This is a genomic window from Ruegeria sp. TASC047 (genome assembly GCF_059612445.1).
This window is the reverse complement of sequence record NZ_JBXWQP010000013.1, coordinates 35,802-53,724: the sequence shown is the minus strand read 5'-3', so window position 1 is coordinate 53,724 and position 17,923 is coordinate 35,802. Positions and strand designations below refer to the sequence as shown.

The window sequence follows — 17,923 nt, the reverse complement described above, 5'->3', positions numbered from 1 at the left end:
GCCTAAATCAACGCGTCATGGCCAAGCAGAAGACAGACCCGAATTACAAGGTAATCGCCGAAAACCGGCGCGCCCGCTTCGATTACGCAATCGAAGAGGACATTGAATGTGGCATCATCCTGCAGGGGTCCGAGGTCAAATCACTGCGCGCGGGCGGCTCGAACATCGCCGAAAGCTATGCCACGGTCGATGACGGAGAACTGTGGCTGGTCAACAGCTATATCGCGCCGTATGAGCAGGCCAAGATGTTCAAGCACGAAGAACGTCGCCGCCGGAAACTGCTTGTATCCCGCAAGCAGATGTCGAACCTGTGGAACGCGACGCAGCGCAAGGGCATGACGCTGGTGCCGCTGGTTCTGTATTTCAACCACAGAGGACTGGCCAAGATCAAAATCGGCATCGCCAAGGGTAAAAAAACCCACGACAAGCGCGAAACCCAGGCCAAGCGCGACTGGTCACGGCAAAAGCAGCGCTTGTTGAAAGATCACAGCTAGAACGCCATCGCCGCCTGAACCGCCCGTTGCCAGCGATCATAGGCCGCGTCGCGTTCGGCTTGCTCTTGCGTTGGTTCGAACCGGCGGTCCAGCGCCCATGTTTCGGCAAAACCGGCTTGATCCGGGTAAATCCCGGCTTTCATACCTGCCAGCCATGCGGCGCCAAGGGCGGTCGTTTCCTGCATAACCGGGCGATCCACCGGGGCACCCAGACAATCTGAAAGACCCTGCATGGTCCAGTCAGATGCACTCATCCCGCCGTCGACGCGCAGGATGACATCCGCCTCTGCCCCCCAGTCGCCCTGCATGGCGTGCCACAGGTCGCGGGTCTGAAAGGCGATGCTTTCCAGCGTGGCGCGGGCAATCTCGGCCCGGCCGGAATTGCGTGTCAGCCCGAACATTGCACCGCGGCAATCCGGCTTCCAGTAAGGCGCTCCGAGGCCCGTGAACGCCGGCACCAGAATCACATGCTGGTTCGGGTCGGCCTGCGCAGCCAGGTCGCCGCTTTGCGGGGCCGAATCGATGATCTGCAACGCGTCGCGCAGCCATTGCACGGCGGCCCCGGCGATAAAGATCGACCCTTCCAGCGCATAGGTGCGCTGACCGTCCAATTGGTAAGCGATTGTTGTCAGCAGGCGGTTTTTCGATTCAACTGGCTGCGCACCCGTGTTCAGCAGCGCGAAACAGCCCGTGCCATAGGTTGATTTCATCATACCGGGCTGGAAACAGGCCTGACCGATGGTGGCTGCCTGCTGATCGCCTGCCACACCCAGAATGGGGATGTTCCCGCCAAGCAAGGTGGTTGCGCCGAAATCCGAGGCGCAATCCTGCACGGTCGGCAACATTTGAACGGGTACATCCAGCAATTCGCAAATCTCAGCGCTCCAGGCGCCTTTGTGAATGTCGAACAGCAGGGTGCGGGCGGCGTTGGTGGCGTCAGTGGCATGGACACGACCTTCGGTCAGACGCCAGATCAGGAAACTGTCGATGGTGCCGAACAGCAACTCTCCGGCCTCTGCCCGCGCGCGTGCGCCTGAAACGATGTCCAGCAGCCATTTGACCTTGGTGCCCGAGAAATAAGGGTCCAGCAGCAGACCGGTCTGGGCGGTGACGTCATCTTCACATCCGGCTTGCTTGTAGCGGGCGCAGATTTCGGCGGTACGGCGGTCCTGCCAGACAATCGCGTTATGGATGGCCTTGCCGGTCTGCTTGTCCCAGACCACGGTCGTTTCACGCTGGTTGGTGATACCAATGCCCGTGATCTGGTCAGCCGAAACACCGGCGCTTTCCATCACCTCGCGGCACACATGCAGGACGCTGGACCAGATATCCTCGGGGTCGTGTTCAACCCAACCTTCTTGCGGGAAATGCTGGGGGAACTCCTGCTGAGCGGTGCCAACACGGTTCATCTGCCCATCGAACAGGATCGCGCGCGAGGACGTGGTGCCCTGATCAATTGCCAGAATAAAGGTCATGTCCGCTCTCCCCGGTGTCATTTTGCGCGACTTTAGCGCAAACAACAGCGCCGGGGCCAGAGCAGAAATCAGTCCGGATCGACGGGAATATTGTCGATCAGGCGGACGCCATCGGCCCAGGCCGTAACGAACAAGCGCGCGGGTTTGCTGGCATTGGGCAGGCTTTCCAGCGTCTCGGCGCAGCGCAGATCGATATATTCCACTTCGGTAAAACCGGCGTCAAGCAATGTGGTTTTTGCGTCTTGCGCCAGCGCCGCGAAATCCTTGCCCGCGGCAAGTTTTTCCGCCACTCGCCGCATGATCTCGTTCATGCGGGACGCGACCTTTACGCCCCCGGGCGACAAAAGCAGATTGCGCGACGACATTGCCAGCCCCGAAGGCTCGCGCACGGTTGGGCAGCCGACAACCTCGATGGGAATGTCCAGATCGCGGGCCATGCGGCGCACCACCAGCAGCTGCTGATAGTCTTTTTCCCCGAAATAGGCTCGATCCGCCTGCGTTTGCAGGAACAGTTTGGCCACTACAGTTGCCACGCCTTCGAAATGGCCGGGGCGAAACGGGCCTTCCATCATGTCGGTCAAACCGGTCACGGATACCGTGGTGGAAAAGCCGTCGGGATAGATTTTCTGAGGGTCCGGCACATAGATCGCATCCACGCCATAGGGGGCCAGCTTTTGCGCGTCTTCTTGTTCCGTGCGGGGATAGTTCGCCAGGTCTTCGGGGTTGTTGAACTGCTTGGGGTTCACAAAGATCGTCACGATCACCCGGTCACAGTTCTCCTCGGCGGCCTGCGCCAGCGACAAATGCCCTTCGTGCAATGCGCCCATGGTCGGAACAACGCCGATAACGTCACCTGCGCGGTGCCATTCTGTCGTCTTGGTCCGCAGTTCCGCCAGCGAGCGCAGGATCGGCGCGGTCACGTCTTTGGTCCTTTGGCCGGAGCCTGATCAGCAAACACATGTTCGTCTGCCGGAAATGTTCGCGCACGCACTTCGGCCGCGTAATCTGCGATGGCGGCTTCGGCCAACGGGCCAAGCTCGGCATAGCGTTTGACGAATTTGGGTTTGAAGGCGGTGAAAAAGCCAACCATGTCATCGACGACCAGAATCTGCCCGTCACAACCGGCGGACGCTCCGATTCCGATGGTGGGGATGGCAACCTGTTCGGTGATCCTGTCGGCCAGACCTTGCGGCACTTTCTCAAGCACCACGGAAAACGCACCGGCCTCGGCCACGGCGCGGGCATCTGCCATGACGGTTTCGGCCTGTTCGTCGCGCCCCTGCACCTTGTAGCCGCCCAGCGTGTTGATCGATTGCGGGGTCAGACCGATATGCGCCATCACCGGGATGCCGCGCTTGACCAGAAAGCGGATGGTTTCAGCCATCTCGACACCGCCTTCCAGCTTGACTGCCCCCGCACCGGTTTCCGCCATCAGCCGCGCCGCGTTGCGAAACGCTTGTGCCGGGTTTTCCTCATAGCTGCCAAACGGCATGTCGATGACCATCATCGCCGTGCTCAACCCGCGTGCGACGGCCTGACCGTGCAGGATCATCATCTCCATCGTGACACCAAGGGTGGATTCCAGCCCGTGCAAAACCATCCCGACGCTGTCCCCCACAAGAACAAAGTCACAATGCGTGTCCATCAGGCGCGCCATAGGCGTTGTGTATGCGGTCAGTGAGACCAGAGGCACGCCGCCTTTTCGGGCGCGAATATCTTCGGCGTTCGGGGCCTTTTTGCGGGCGGTGGCGCTCATGGTTGGCTCCTGCAGGGCTTATGTTGCAGTGCGGCATAGCAGATCGGCCGGGGCCAAAGAAATCCCGGTTGCGCGAACATTCCCTTGATTGACCTCAGGTTTAAAGGAACACTGCCGATAAAACGGCCCGAAAAACATGGGCGCAGATTTTCAGTTGGGAGAGTTCACATGACAAAACACGTGCTTCGAACATTCGCGTCGACCGTGGCGATCGGCGCCAGCCTGTTGGCGACGCAGGTTTTGGCCAAATCCGACATCACCATCGCCATGCAGCTGGAACCCCCGCATCTGGATCCGACCAGCGCAGCAGCTCAGGCCATCGATTCGGTTGTCTACACCAACATCTTCGAAGGTCTGACCCGTTTCATGGGCGACGGCTCGGTCGTGCCCGGCCTTGCGGAAAGCTGGGAGATTTCCGAAGACGGCAAAACTTATACCTTCAAACTGCGCGACGGCGTGACCTTCCATGACGGCACGACCATGGATGCCGAGGATGTCAAATTCAGCCTTGACCGGGCCACGGCCGAGGACAGCGCCAACGCGCAGAAAGCTCTGTTTGCAGGGATCGAAAGCGTCGAGGCCGTGGATCCACTGACGGTCAGGATCACCCTGGCCGATCCGAACGGCAACTTCCTGTTCAACCTTGCCTGGGGTGACGCGGTGATCGTCGCGCCTGAAAGCATCGAGAACATCAAGACAAACCCGGTTGGCACCGGCGCTTTTACCTTTGGCGACTGGGTTCAGGGCGACAGCATAACACTGAACCGCAACCCCAATTATTGGGGCGACCAAGCGGCGTTAGAGACTGCGACGTTCAAATTCATCTCGGACCCGACCGCCGCATTTGCGGCCATGATGGCCGAAGATGTGGACGTGTTCGACAACTTCCCGGCACCGGAGAACCTGCCTCAGTTCGAGGCTGACCCGCGCTTTCAGGTTCTGGTTGGATCGACCGAGGGTGAAACGATCCTGTCCACCAACAACAAACAGCCGCCATTCGATGACATTCGTGTCCGGCAGGCGTTGGCCCATGCGATTGACCGACAGGCCATCATCGACGGCGCCATGTTCGGATACGGCACCCCAATCGGTACGCATTTTGCGCCACACAACCCCGCTTATGTCGATCTGACGGGCCAGTCCGCGTATGATCCCGAAAAGGCCAAGGCCTTGCTGGCAGAGGCCGGGTTTGAAAACGGGTTCGAGACAACTCTGCACTTGCCACCGCCATCTTATGCGCGCCGGGGCGGTGAAATTATCGCCGCACAGCTGGCCGAGGTCGGCATCACGGCCGAGATCATCAACGTCGAATGGGCCCAGTGGCTGGAATCGGTGTTCAAGGGCAAGGAATTTGGTCTGACCATCGTCAGCCATACCGAACCGATGGATATCGGCATCTATGCGCGGCCCGACTATTACTTCCAGTATGACAGCATCGACTTTCAGACGCTGATGGAGACGCTGAACACCACCACCGACCCCGAGGAACGGACCCGTCTTCTGGGTGAGGCGCAGCGCCTCATCTCGAACGATTATGTCAACGGGTACCTGTTCCAGCTGGCCAAGCTGGGCGTCGCCAAGGCCGGTGTTCAGGGCCTGTGGGAGAACGCACCAACTGCGGCAATCGACCTGACCGCCATTTCCTGGTCTGAATGACATCAGTTGACTGGGCCTGCTTTTCAGGCCCAGTCTCACCATCGCGAAATGCGTTTCTAACGATCATGAAAAGCTTGTTTGCAGGTTTCGTTCTTTTGCTTTTCGCGTCTGTCCTTCCAGGCGCTGTTTTTGCGCAGGGTTTGTTCCAAGGGCAGCAGGATACGCTGGTGGGAACCCCGGACAACCCACTGCAGGTCGGGGTTGGTATCAAGATCGACCAGATTACCGGCGTCGATCAGCAATCCGAAAACTATGGTGCCGTGGTTGTACTGCGGTTCGAATGGACAGACCCGGAACTGGCGTTTGATGCAGCAAGCCTTGGTCGTGATTTTCGGGTTTTTGAACCGCCCGCTTTCGTGCAATACGCCGCGGAGCTGGATGTGGTAACCCCGGCTTTTGTTATCCACAACCAACAGTCCAATCGATGGATTCATGAATCCGCAGTTGCCGTGCGTCATGACGGTCACGTGACTTTTGTCGAAAAATCCTCGCTGACCTTGCAGGCTCCGCATTTCAACTTTCGCAAATACCCGTTCGATACGCAGGAATTTCACTTTGAGGTCGTATCGGTGTTTCCTTCGCAATTCGTTCACTATCACGCGCTTGATGAATACTCCGGCCTGGGTGACATGCTGGGCGAAGAGGAATGGATACTTGGCAATGCTAGGGCTCTGACGTCAACGACGACCGGTTTGTCAGGAAACGAAAGCGACCGGGTCGAACTTGTCTTCGAAGGCACCCGGCACCTGACATATTACACCATCCGCATATTCCTGCCGATGCTAGTGCTGATCACGGTAGGATGGGCGCTTTTCTTTCTGGATGAATACCGAAAACGGATCGAGATCGCAGGCGGCAACCTGTTGGTCTTTGTGGCCTTCAACTGGGCCATTTCCGCTGACTTGCCCAAGCTTGGCTATCTGACGTTTCTGGATTTCATTCTGCAATGCATGTTCCTGATGACAGGAACGATTATCGTCTTCAGCGTGATGTTGCGTAAACTGAAAGTTTCCGGTCGGGAAGAGACGGCCAGAAAGCTCGACAATTACGCGATCAAATGGATTTACCCGTTGGGATATGCCGCCATCATCGGCTATGCCGTCGTTGTCTTTCTGATGACGTCTTAGGCGCTGAACCCCACAACCATGTGGTTCTGAAATCGCGTGTATAGCTTTGGCTACCGGCTGTTCTGACCCTTGTCGGCGCAGCAGGACGGCGTGGCGGACACCGCGCGCTGAAAGCAACAGTAAAAAAAATCGCAAGATTAAGCATGCACCGCTGATTGTCGTGGTGTCTGATTCAACACAACAGATGTCGGATTCTAGAGTATCCAAATTCGGTTTTTTCGCGGATTCTGAAAAAAAAGGTCCGATTCATGCGATACTCTGGTTTCAAAGTCATCAAAGAGGCTCTTACCGGGCACAAAGGGTGGACACCGGCCTGGCGCGAGCCGGAGCCCAAGCCACATTACGACATTGTGATCATCGGCGGTGGCGGTCATGGCCTTTCAACGGCGCATTACCTGTCAAAGGTATTTGGCCTCCGCAATGTGGCGGTGATTGAAAAAGGCTGGATCGGTGGCGGCAATGTCGGGCGCAATACAACCATTATCCGCTCGAATTATTTGCTGGACGGCAACGAACCTTTCTACGAGTTCTCGCTGAAACTGTGGGAAGGTCTTGAGCAGGACGTAAACTATAACGCGATGGTCAGCCAGCGCGGGATCATCAACCTGATCCACACAGACGCCCAGCGCGACGCCTTTACGCGACGTGGCAACGCCATGATCCTGAACGGCGCGGATGCCGAGCTGCTGGATGCCGAACAGGTGCGCAAGGAATACCCGTTCCTGAACTTCAACGATGCCCGGTTCCCGATCAAGGGCGGGCTGGCCCAGCGGCGTGGTGGCACGGTTCGGCACGACGCGGTGGCCTGGGGATATGCCCGTTCAGCAGACAGCCAAGGTGTCGATATCATCCAAAACTGCGAAGTGACCGGTTTCCGGATCGAAAACGGAAAATGTCTGGGGGTTGAGACGTCGAAAGGGTTCATTGGCGCAGGCAAGGTTGGCTGTGCCGTGGCCGGAAATTCGGGGCGTGTCATGGGCATGGCGGGTATGCGGTTGCCAATTGAAAGCCATGTCCTGCAAGCCTTCGTGTCAGAAGGTCTGAAGCCGGTTCTGCCCGGGGTGATCACTTTTGGCGCGGGGCATTTTTATGTCAGCCAGTCCGACAAGGGCGGGCTGGTCTTTGGTGGCGATATCGACGGGTACAATTCGTACGCACAACGCGGCAACCTGCCCGTGGTCGAAGATGTCTGCGAGGGCGGCATGGCCCTGATGCCGATGATCGGTCGCGCGCGCCTGCTGCGGATGTGGGGCGGGATCATGGATATGTCCATGGATGGATCGCCCATCATCGACCGGACCGGCATCGATGGCCTCTATTTCAATGGCGGCTGGTGTTACGGCGGGTTCAAGGCAACTCCGGCGTCGGGGTATTGTTTTGCGCATCTGCTGGCAAAGGATGAACCGCACCCGACAGCCACCGCCTACCGGTTCGACCGGTTCCGCACCGGCCGTATGATCGACGAAAAAGGTATGGGCAATCAGCCCAACCTGCACTGAGGGGAGCAGCACTATGATCATCCATCATCCCTTGCTGGGCCCGCGTGACAGTTCCGAATTCGTCTATCTGGGAGACGCTTCGCTGATCAACAGGCCCGGTTGGCAGGCCGAAGATGCGGCCGAAGCGTTTTTTGACTACGCCTATCTGCGCGACAATCCAGCTGGCGAACACCGCGAGTTGTGGTTCCACGAGGGGGGCGACCGATCCTGGCTGGTCGTGACCCGCAATACCGCGACACATGAGATTTCCAAAGTGGAACTGGCCCGTGACGTGGCCCGGGCACAGGGGCGCTCCAAATGACTCAAGACAACAGGCTGAGCGGCGGTCAGATCGACCGCACCAAAACCCTGAACTTCAAATTCGACAATCGCAGTTACTCTGCGCATCCGGGCGATACGCTGGCCTCGGCCCTTCTGGCCAATGGCGTGCGCCTGATGGGCCGGTCGTTCAAATACCATCGCCCGCGTGGCGTGCTGACTGCCGGTTCGGAAGAACCTAACGCCCTTGTCGAGCTGCGCACCGGCAATCGTCAGGAACCCAACACCCGTGCCACGACCGTTGAGGTGTTCGAGGGGCTTGAAGCCCATTCCCAAAACCGCTGGCCCAGCCTGAAATTCGATGCTCTGGCAATCAACGACAGATTCTCGACCTTTCTGACGGCAGGGTTCTACTACAAAACCTTCATGTGGCCTGCCGCGTTCTGGGAAAAGCTGTACGAGCCGATGATCCGCCGCGCGGCCGGTCTTGGGTCATTGTCGATGCAGGAAGATCCCGATGAGTATGACAAGGGGTTCCGGCATTGCGATCTGCTGATTATCGGCGCGGGTCCAGCCGGATTGATGGGGGCACTGACTGCGGGCCGGGCCGGTTCCGAGGTCATTCTTGCGGATGAGGATTTCGCACTTGGTGGGCGGCTCAACAGTGAAACCTTTTCGCTGAACGATGACGATGCGACCGATTGGGTTAAGCAGAGTGTCGCTGAACTGTCAGCAATGCCCAACGTCCGCCTGATGCCGCGCACGACCGTGATCGGTGCCTTTGATCACGGCATCTATGGCGCAGTTGAGCGGACGGGCGATCATCTTGCTTCTCTGCCTTCCGGTAAACCGCGCCAGATACTCTGGCGCATCTACGCCAAACGCGCCCTATTGTGCGCTGGCGCAACCGAGCGGCCCATCGCGTTTGAAAACAACGACAGACCCGGCATCATGCTGGCAAGTGCGTTGCGCACCTATGCCAATCGGTTTGCAACCACGGCGGCGCAACGTGTCGCCATCTTTACGAACAACGATGACGGCCACCGCACCGCTGCAGACCTGCACGCAAAAGGTGTCAGGATTGCTGCTGTCGTCGACGTTCGTGACGACGCCCCGACCAGCCATGACTATGAAGTTCTGCGCGGCGCGCAGGTCAGGGACACCAAAGGCCGACTGGGGCTGACCTTTGTCGAGGTTGAGCTGGCAGACGGGTCGTCGCGCACGCTGGACTGCGGGGCGCTTGGCGTTTCGGGTGGCTGGAACCCCAACGTGCATCTGACCTGCCACCAACGGGGGCGTCCCGCTTGGAACGAAGATCTGGCGGCCTTTGTGCCTGGCACGGACTTGCCGCCTGGGCTGTCCGTCGCAGGGGCGGCGAATGGTGTGATGTCCATCCATGGCGCCCTGCAATCCGGGGCAGAAGGTGCGGCGCAGGCGCTGGGCCTGAAAGGCCCGCTGCCCGATCTGCCTAAGGCCGAGGATACCCCGATCTCGCAGACACCGTTCTGGTATGTTCAGGGTTGCAGCCGCGCGTGGCTGGATCAGCAGAACGACGTGACCGTCAAGGATGTAAAGCTCAGCCATCAGGAAGGGTTCCGTTCGGTCGAGCACTTGAAACGCTATACCACCTTGGGCATGGCCACCGATCAGGGCAAGACATCGAACATGGGCGGGCTTGCGATCATGGCCGAACTTGCAGGTAAGTCCATTCCGGAAACCGGCACAACGATCTTCCGCCCGCCCTATACGCCCGTTCCGATTGCAACCTTTGCTGGCCGGATGAAAGGCAAGGAGTTTCATCCAACCCGCCTGACCCCGTCACATTACTGGGCCAAGGAACGCGGCGCGGTGTTTGTCGAGGTCGGCAATTGGCTGCGCGCGCAGTGGTTCCCGCTGCCCGGTGAAACCCATTGGCGGGAATCCGTGGACCGTGAGGTGCGCCAGACCCGTGCCTCGGTCGGGGTGTGCGACTGCACCACGCTTGGAAAGATTGATGTTCAGGGTGCGGATGCGGCGGATTTCCTGAACAGGGTCTATTGCAACGGATTTGCTAAACTGGCCGTCGGCAAAACCCGCTATGGGCTAATGTTGCGCGAAGACGGAATTGCGATGGATGACGGTACCGCCGCGCGTCTGGCCGAAGATCATTTCGTAGTCACCACCACAACCGCCAATGCGGTCAAGGTCTACCAGCATATGGAATTTGTCCGGCAATGCCTGTTCCCGGACATGGATGTGCAGCTGATCTCGACCACCGAAGCCTGGGCACAATACGCGGTAGCCGGGCCCAATTCGCGCAAACTTCTGCAAAAGATCGTGGATCCCGAGTTCGACATCTCGAACGAAGGCTTCCCGTTCATGGCTTGCGGCAACATCACCGTATGCGGCGGGTTGCGCGCGCGGTTGTTCCGTATTTCCTTTTCGGGCGAATTGGCCTTTGAAATCGCGGTGCCATCGCGTTACGGCGACGCGCTGATGCGGCGTTTGATGCAGGAAGGTGAAGAGTTCGATGTCATACCCTACGGCACCGAAGCGCTGGGCGTCATGCGGATCGAAAAGGGTCACGCCGCAGGCAACGAGTTGAACGGAACCACCACCGCCCTGAACCTTGGAATGGGTCGGATGGTATCCAAGAAAAAAGACAGCATCGGCTCAATCCTGTCCGAGCGTGAAGGGCTGAACGAACCAGATGCTTTGATGATGGTTGGAATCAAGCCTGTGAACGCTGGCGACAAGGTAACCGCCGGAGGGCATCTGATGAATGCCACGGGTCCCGTGGATGCTGCCCATGATCAGGGCTATGTCACATCGGCAGCATTTTCGCCGTCGCTGGACAGCCATATCGGCCTTGGCTTTTTGAAAAACGGCGGCACACGTCAGGGTGAAAAGATGCGCCTTGTGTCGCCAGTGACCGATCTGACGGTCGAGGTTGAAATCGTCTCGGCCCATTTCGTCGACCCTGAGGGAGAACGGCTCCGTGCATGATCTTGTAGCAATAACCGCGCTGGGTGAAACCGAACCCAAGATCGACAGGGTCGGAAGCGTGACCTGTACCGAAACCCCGGGTGTGGCGCTGGCCTCGGTCGCCGCTCGGCAGGGTCGGGAAGACAAGACCCGGAGCGCCATATCCCAATTGATCGGGGTGGAAACGCCTGGCGTTGGTAAGTTTACCGGCGGGCCGATCGTTGCCTTCTGGACCGGGCCTGATCAATGGATGATCGAAGCGCCCTTTGAGACACATGAAGATCTGGCGCGTCTGGTAAAAGAAAGCACTGGGGACAACGCATCGGTTTCCGAACAGACAGACGCATGGGTCAGGTTTGATCTGGACGGAGATGGCGTGTTGGAAGTGCTGGAATTGCTAAGCAATCTGGATTGCCGAAAAATGGCGGTCGGTGCCGCATCCCGCACGTCTATCCATCACCTAGGGTGTTTCGTCCTGTGCCGTGCTTCTGGTTCGTTCAGTATTTACGGGCCAAGATCGTCTGCCGGGTCACTGCATCATGCGATTGTGGCCGCAATGAAATCGGCGCTTTGAAGGCAAGATCAGCTTGAGGGCAGCGGAGCGTTATCCTCGACCCGAAACCGGTTAATCCGTCGCCGGTCCTCGCTGGGGCTCAAACCAAAGGCAGATCGGTAGTGCGTCACCAACGGCGTGACCGAGCTGTATCCGATGGCCGCGGCAATGTCGGCAATAGGGTCCTTGGTATAGACAACCATCTGACGGGCCGCCTTCATCCGCATGGAGCGGAAATAATGGCTGGGGCTTTGCCCTGTGGCCTGTTTGAAGGCGCGCTCAACCTGGCGGGGGGTGACGCCCGTTTGATCCGCTATGTCCGCGATCGAGATCGGATTGCCGATACGGCTTGCGAACAGGTCGACACATCGTGCCACAAGCGGCGGCAGCTTTTCACCAGTGGCAGGTTTGCTTGCACTGGGCACCTGTTGCTGAACACCTTCCCCTCGCATCATCGGATGCTGGAACCAGCAGGCCACCTCATGCGCGACTTCGCCGCCCAACCGGTCCTGAATCAGATGCAGGGCCAGATCAAACGCGGCCGCCGCTCCAGCCGCAGTATACCGCGTGGCATCTGACACGATCACTTCGCGCCGTGCATCGATCTGTGGAAACTCGGCCAGAAACGCGGCTTCGTAACACCAGTGCACCGATACCGGATGGCCGGTCATGACCCCCGAGCGCACGAGCGGGAAAACGCCGCCGCTGATACCGCCCAGAATTGTCCCGTGTCGTGACAAAGCCCGCAACGCCCCGTTGCCCTGGGCCGGGTTTCTGAAGCCCGAGGTCGGACTGCTGAGCAGGAACAGAATATCAATCGGCTGGCAGTCTGCGAGGTTGCGTTCAGCCTCGAAACGCACATGAGCGCTGGAACTGACCTTTCCCCCGTTTTCCGCCACAAGAGACCAGCGAAACGCCTCTTGCCCGGCGATCTCATTTGCGGCGCGCAGCGGTTCGATGACCGAGGTCAGGCAGGCCATCGGAAAGCCATCGAACAGCAGAAACCCGATCTCAATTCTATTTTCTGTCAGCATGAGCGCTACACTATCAGTAAATCCTAGTTCGGCTCGGATTGCTCCTTGGCCGCTCTGGCCTGCGGAAACGGTTCGAACAAGTGTAGCAAAACACGGAACGTGCGAAATCGAAAAAAAAGCAACAAACATGGTGAAAATCGGGGTCAGGTCCTGCATACGGAATGACAGGCTGAAAGGGACAAAGGTTTCGCAGGTCCATTTGCAGGTCTGCCGGTGCCGTAGATGCTGGACCCGTGACGGCTGAGACCCTAACGTGGCCTCAATGCTTCGCTATACCCTTAAACGACTGATCTCATTGCTTGCCAGCCTTGCCGTCGCCTCGGTGGTCATCTTCGCCGTGATCGAGGTCGCACCGGGGGACCCGGCATCATTCATGCTGGGTGTCAACGCGCAGGAGGATACGTTGGCCGCGCTGCGGGCTGAACTGGGTCTGGATGGATCCAGGGTACAGCGGTATTTCAACTGGGTCGGGGGGATGGTGGCCGGGGATTTCGGCACCTCGTACACCTACCGCACACCGGTGTCGCAGATGATTGCGGATCGGCTGTGGGTATCGCTGCCCTTGGCTTTGTATGCGCTCACGCTGTCCACCCTGATCGCCTTTCCGGCCGGGATCTATGCCGCTGCGCGCCGGGGCAAGCCCGGGGATCTGGCGGTGATGGGGGCGACACAGCTTGGTATCGCTGTGCCCAATTTCTGGTTCGCGATGATGCTAGTGCTGATCTTCGCCATTAACCTGCGTTGGTTCAATGCCGGTGGGTTTGTTGGCTGGGGCGAGGGCCTCTGGGCAGGGCTGCGCTCGCTGACTCTGCCCGCCATTGCGCTGGCCCTTCCTCAGGCCGCGATCCTGGCTCGCGTCATGCGATCCGCGCTGTTGGATATTCTGGGCGAGGATTTCATGCGCACCGCTCGGGCCAAGGGATTGTCGCGTCGTCAAGCCCTGTGGCGACACGGGGTGCGGAACGCGCTGATCCCGGTGCTGACGATCATCGGCTTGCAGTTTTCCTTCCTGCTGGCCGGGTCGATCATCATCGAACAGGTGTTCTACCTGCCCGGCCTCGGGCGGTTGGTGTTTCAGGCCATTTCGGCCCGCGATCTGATCGTGGTTGAATCGGTGGTGATGCTGCTGGTCTTTGCGGTGATCACCGTGAATTTTCTAGTGGATCTGGCCTATGCAGCCGTTGACCCAAGGCTAAGGAGCCGGTCATGAGCCGCAACCTGATCCTTGGCGCCGCGCTGTCGTCGCTGGTGGTGCTGGCGGCGCTGATCTCGTTTGTCTGGACACCCTACGACTATGCCGCGCTGGATATCCCCAATAAACTTCAGACGCCCGATGCACGGCACTGGTTCGGGACGGATCACTTCGGCCGCGACATGTTCTCGATGATCATGGTCGGCGCACGCACTTCGATTGCGGTGGCTCTGGTGGCCGTGGGGATCGGCATGGCGCTTGGCGTACCCCTTGGCCTGACAGCCGCCGCGCGCAAAGGGTCGTGGCTGGATGAGGTGATCATGCGTGGCAACGATCTGGTCTTTGCCTTCCCTTCGCTGGTCATCGCCATCCTGATCACGGCTGTGTTCGGTGCCGGTGCCATCAACGCGATCATTGCGATCGGTATTTTCAACATCCCGGTCTTTGCCCGCATCACCCGAGGGGCCGCATTGTCGCTGTGGGAGCGCGAGTTCATCCTTGCCGCCCGCGTGTCGGGCAAAGGCGCAGCACGGATTTCAGCCGAACACATCCTGCCCAATGTCGCCAACTTGCTGATCGTTCAGGGCACCATCCAGTTTTCACTGGGTATTCTGGCCGAGGCGGGCCTGTCCTATGTCGGTCTGGGCGCACAGCCGCCGACGCCCAGTTGGGGCCGGATGCTGGCAGACGCGCAGACAATGGTCAGTTTTGCCCCGCATTTGGCTCTGATTCCGGGCCTGGCCATCATTGTCACCGTGCTGGGTTTGAACCTGCTTGGCGACGGTTTGCGCGACTGGCTGGACCCAAGGATCAGGGTGGCGCGGGCATGACGTTGCTGCAAGTCGAAAACCTGTCCCTGTCGATCCACGGGGTGCCGATCCTGAAACGGGTGAACCTGTCCATCGACCCGGGCCAAATCGTGGCGGTGACAGGTGAAAGCGGGTCGGGCAAGTCCATGACAGCGCTGGCTGTGATGCAGCTTCTGCCAAACGGGGCAACGGCAGAAGGCGCAATCCGACTGGACGGCAAAGACCTGCTGACCCAATCCGAGGCCGAGATGTGCGCCTTGCGTGGCGCGTCCATCGGGATGGTATTTCAGGAACCGATGACGGCGCTCAACCCGGTGAAAACCATCGGCGATCAGGTGATGGAGACCATCCTGATCCACAAGGCGATGCCCCCTGCTCTGGCCCGGACCCGCGCCGCAGAGGTGCTGACGCGGGTTGGCCTGCCACCGGACAGGTTTCCTCTGTCGCGCTATCCGCATGAGCTGTCGGGCGGACAGCGTCAGCGTGTGGTCATCGCAATGGCCATCGCATTGCGTCCCAGGCTTTTGATCGCGGATGAACCGACCACGGCGCTGGATGTCACCACGCAGGCGCAAATCCTTGATCTGCTGAAAGGGCTGGTTCGCGAATATGATATGGGCCTGCTGATGATCACCCATGATCTGGCTGTGGTCTCGGACATGGCCGATCAGATTGTCGTCATGCGTCGCGGCGAGGTCGTCGAAAGTGGCGCGACCCGAAACCTGTTTCGAGATATGCAGCACCCCTATACCCGCATGTTGTTCGAAGCTTCAGGTCATCAGGTCAACCTGCCTGAACCTACACAGCAACGCCCGCTTCTGGAGGTTTCGCAGGTCGTCCGGGATTACCGCCTTCCCCGCAAAGGTCTGCTGGACGCGCCGGGCCACCACCGCGCGGTGGATGGTGTCAGCTTTACCCTCAACCGAGGGGAGCGTTTGGGGCTGGTGGGAGAGTCAGGTTGTGGAAAATCGACCCTAACAAGGGCTATTCTAGGGTTGGAGGATATCCAATCCGGTCAGATTATGCTGGATGGTCAGCCGGTTTTCACGGGCCACAGGCCCAACCTTGCGGTACGTCGCAAGATGCAGGTCGTGTTTCAGGACCCCTATGGCAGCTTCAATCCCCGCCACCGTGTCGCGCGCCTGATTACTGAACCTTTTCACCTGTTGGAAACGCCACCAAAGGGTTCAGAACGCCAGGACCGGATCGCAGAGATGCTGACGGCAGTGGGCCTCGTCCCTGATGATGCGGGCAAATATATTCACGAGTTTTCGGGCGGACAACGCCAGCGGATCGCCATTGCCCGCGCTCTGATCATTCGGCCGGAACTGATCCTGTTCGATGAGGCGGTTTCAGCCCTCGACGTATCGGTGCGCGCCCAAATCCTCGATCTGCTTGCCGAACTCTGCGAGGCTTATGATCTGACTTACCTGTTCATCAGCCACGATCTGAGCGTGGTGCGCACCATCACCGATCATGTTCTGGTGATGCAGTCTGGGCGAATTGTCGAACAAGGTAGGACTGAACAGGTATTCTCGGACCCGCAGCATTCCTACACGCAAACCCTGATCGCCGCCGCGCCCCAATTGCCTGAAATCGGGAAGTTATCGGCGCAAAACCCCTTGTTAGAGCCTGAACGGAGGCCAAAATGACCCAACCACTCTGGTTTGATCCCACCCTGTGCCTGATTGGCGGAAACTGGATACCTGCGACATCAGGCGACTCATTGCCTTTGACCAACCCGTCAGACGGGACCGAGATATGCAGGATTGCACGCGGCTCGGGCGTGGATATTGATGCGGCGGTCGCCGCCGCCAGATTTGCGCTAAAGGGCGACTGGGGGCGCAAGACGGCCTTGGAGCGCGGCCGCATCCTGACCCGGCTGGGCCAGCTGGTGCTGGAACGGGTGGACGATCTGGCGCGGCTTGAGGCGATGGATGTCGGCAAGCCCCTGACGCAGGCCCGCGCCGATGCCATCGCGCTGGCGCGCTATTGTGAATTCTACGGCGGTGCAGCGGATAAGGTGATGGGTGAGACCATTCCCTATTTCGATGGCTACACCGTCTATACACTGCGCGAACCCCATGGGGTGACGGGCCACATCGTGCCCTGGAACTATCCGATGCAGATCATTGGGCGCTCGGTCGGGGCCGCGCTGGCCATAGGCAACGCCTGTGTTCTGAAACCTGCGGAAGAGGCCTGTCTGACCGCGCTGGCCTTTGCCCATCTCGCGCAGCAAGCGGGTCTGCCAGCAGGTGCGCTGAATGTTGTGCCCGGTCTGGGGGCCGAGGCCGGTGCCGCATTATCCGGGCATCCGGGGGTCAACCATATCTCGTTCACTGGTTCGGTGGCTACGGGTGCATTGGTTCAGCAGGCTGCAGGGCGAAACGTTGTGCCGGTGACGCTGGAATTGGGCGGAAAATCCCCGCAACTGGTGTTTGACGATGCCGATCTGGATGCCGCCCTGCCGTTTCTGGTGAATGCGGGCATTCAGAACGCGGGGCAGACCTGCTCGGCCTCCTCCCGCATTCTATTACAGCGCGGTGTCTATGATCAGGTCAAATCCCGCATGGCCGAGGCCTATGAACAGCTCAGCGTTGGACCCGCGATGCAGGATCTTCGTGTTGGACCGCTGATCTCGGACCGGCAAAAGCAGATCGTAAACAGCTTTCTGAACAAAGGCGCCGATCTGATTATTGCGGCGGAAGGGACGATCGCAAAGGATGCGCCGGAAACCGGGGCTTATGTCCGGCCCACCTTGTTTGCGGACGTGCCACCGGATCACCCGCTTGCCCGCGATGAAATCTTCGGTCCCGTTCAGGTTCTGATCCCGTTCGACACCGAAGAACAGGCTCTAACTATAGCAAATTGCACTGATTACGGTCTTGTCGCCAGCGTCTGGACACGTGACGGTGCGCGGCAGATGCGGTTGGCAAAAGGGCTGCACGCGGGTCAAGTCTTCCTCAACAACTATGGGGCAGGCGGCGGCGTTGAACTGCCTTTTGGAGGCGTGGGCAAATCCGGCCATGGCCGCGAGAAAGGCTTTGAGGCGCTTTATGGCTTTTCGCAACTCAAGACAGTGGCTGCCTATCACGGGTAACAGCGC

15 protein-coding genes are annotated in these 17,923 nt (G+C 59.2%); 11 read left to right on the top strand and 4 right to left on the bottom strand.

Features of this window, described 5'->3' with window-relative positions; all coding sequences use genetic code 11:
- Positions 1 to 17 precede the first annotated feature (17 nt).
- Positions 18 to 494 (top strand): SsrA-binding protein SmpB, encoded by a 477-nt coding sequence (gene smpB / locus AC2FLO_RS01540; protein ID WP_209505165.1) that lies wholly within the window; start codon positions 18 to 20, stop codon positions 492 to 494.
- On the opposite strand, the gene glpK is transcribed toward smpB, so the two are convergent.
- From glpK to panB, 3 genes are all read right to left on the bottom strand, one after another.
- Complete coding sequence (gene glpK / locus AC2FLO_RS01535) at positions 491 to 1,969, bottom strand: glycerol kinase GlpK (RefSeq protein WP_496753424.1); 1,479 nt, start codon at positions 1,967 to 1,969, stop codon at positions 491 to 493. The two genes, smpB and glpK, sit on opposite strands and share 4 nt — an antisense overlap.
- A 68-nt stretch (positions 1,970 to 2,037) precedes the next feature.
- On the bottom strand, positions 2,038 to 2,889 hold the full coding sequence (gene panC / locus AC2FLO_RS01530) for a pantoate--beta-alanine ligase (RefSeq protein ID WP_496753423.1): 852 nt from the start codon (positions 2,887 to 2,889) through the stop codon (positions 2,038 to 2,040).
- A complete protein-coding gene (gene panB / locus AC2FLO_RS01525) occupies positions 2,886 to 3,725 on the bottom strand; it encodes a 3-methyl-2-oxobutanoate hydroxymethyltransferase (RefSeq protein WP_496753422.1) in 840 nt (279 codons plus the stop codon). Before panB ends, panC begins: the two co-directional genes overlap by 4 nt.
- A 168-nt stretch (positions 3,726 to 3,893) precedes the next feature.
- Between panB and AC2FLO_RS01520 the strand changes: the two genes are divergently transcribed.
- From AC2FLO_RS01520 to AC2FLO_RS01495, 6 genes are all read left to right on the top strand, one after another.
- Complete coding sequence (locus AC2FLO_RS01520) at positions 3,894 to 5,381, top strand: ABC transporter substrate-binding protein (RefSeq protein WP_496753421.1); 1,488 nt, start codon at positions 3,894 to 3,896, stop codon at positions 5,379 to 5,381.
- A gap of 167 nt (positions 5,382 to 5,548) precedes the next feature.
- Entirely contained in the window at positions 5,549 to 6,508 is a 960-nt protein-coding gene (locus tag AC2FLO_RS01515) for a ligand-gated ion channel (RefSeq protein ID WP_480587567.1), read from the top strand.
- A gap of 248 nt (positions 6,509 to 6,756) precedes the next feature.
- Entirely contained in the window at positions 6,757 to 8,007 is a 1,251-nt protein-coding gene (locus AC2FLO_RS01510; RefSeq protein ID WP_480546915.1) for a sarcosine oxidase subunit beta family protein, read from the top strand.
- 13 nt (positions 8,008 to 8,020) lie between these two features.
- Complete coding sequence (locus tag AC2FLO_RS01505) at positions 8,021 to 8,308, top strand: sarcosine oxidase subunit delta (protein WP_496753420.1); 288 nt, start codon at positions 8,021 to 8,023, stop codon at positions 8,306 to 8,308.
- Positions 8,305 to 11,250, top strand: coding sequence for a sarcosine oxidase subunit alpha family protein (locus AC2FLO_RS01500; protein WP_496753419.1), 2,946 nt, complete (start codon positions 8,305 to 8,307; stop codon positions 11,248 to 11,250). The genes AC2FLO_RS01505 and AC2FLO_RS01500 overlap by 4 nt, the downstream gene beginning before the upstream one ends.
- The gene (locus tag AC2FLO_RS01495) at positions 11,243 to 11,803 is read left to right on the top strand and encodes a sarcosine oxidase subunit gamma (RefSeq protein ID WP_480772973.1); all 561 of its coding nucleotides are present in this window, start codon (positions 11,243 to 11,245) and stop codon (positions 11,801 to 11,803) included. Before AC2FLO_RS01500 ends, AC2FLO_RS01495 begins: the two co-directional genes overlap by 8 nt.
- Before the next feature lie 8 nt (positions 11,804 to 11,811).
- Here AC2FLO_RS01495 and AC2FLO_RS01490 read toward each other — a convergent pair whose 3' ends face one another.
- Positions 11,812 to 12,816, bottom strand: coding sequence for a GlxA family transcriptional regulator (locus AC2FLO_RS01490; protein WP_496753418.1), 1,005 nt, complete (start codon positions 12,814 to 12,816; stop codon positions 11,812 to 11,814).
- A 262-nt stretch (positions 12,817 to 13,078) separates the two neighbouring features.
- Between AC2FLO_RS01490 and AC2FLO_RS01485 the strand changes: the two genes are divergently transcribed.
- From AC2FLO_RS01485 to AC2FLO_RS01470, 4 genes are read left to right on the top strand one after another with little or no spacing between them, the layout of a single operon-like run.
- A complete protein-coding gene (locus AC2FLO_RS01485; RefSeq protein WP_480487848.1) occupies positions 13,079 to 14,026 on the top strand; it encodes an ABC transporter permease in 948 nt (315 codons plus the stop codon).
- The gene (locus AC2FLO_RS01480; RefSeq protein WP_496753417.1) at positions 14,023 to 14,838 is read left to right on the top strand and encodes an ABC transporter permease; all 816 of its coding nucleotides are present in this window, start codon (positions 14,023 to 14,025) and stop codon (positions 14,836 to 14,838) included. Before AC2FLO_RS01485 ends, AC2FLO_RS01480 begins: the two co-directional genes overlap by 4 nt.
- A complete protein-coding gene (locus AC2FLO_RS01475) occupies positions 14,835 to 16,469 on the top strand; it encodes an ABC transporter ATP-binding protein (RefSeq protein WP_496753416.1) in 1,635 nt (544 codons plus the stop codon). The genes AC2FLO_RS01480 and AC2FLO_RS01475 overlap by 4 nt, the downstream gene beginning before the upstream one ends.
- Complete coding sequence (locus AC2FLO_RS01470; RefSeq protein ID WP_496753415.1) at positions 16,466 to 17,917, top strand: aldehyde dehydrogenase family protein; 1,452 nt, start codon at positions 16,466 to 16,468, stop codon at positions 17,915 to 17,917. The genes AC2FLO_RS01475 and AC2FLO_RS01470 overlap by 4 nt, the downstream gene beginning before the upstream one ends.
- The last annotated feature ends 6 nt before the right edge of the window (positions 17,918 to 17,923 follow it).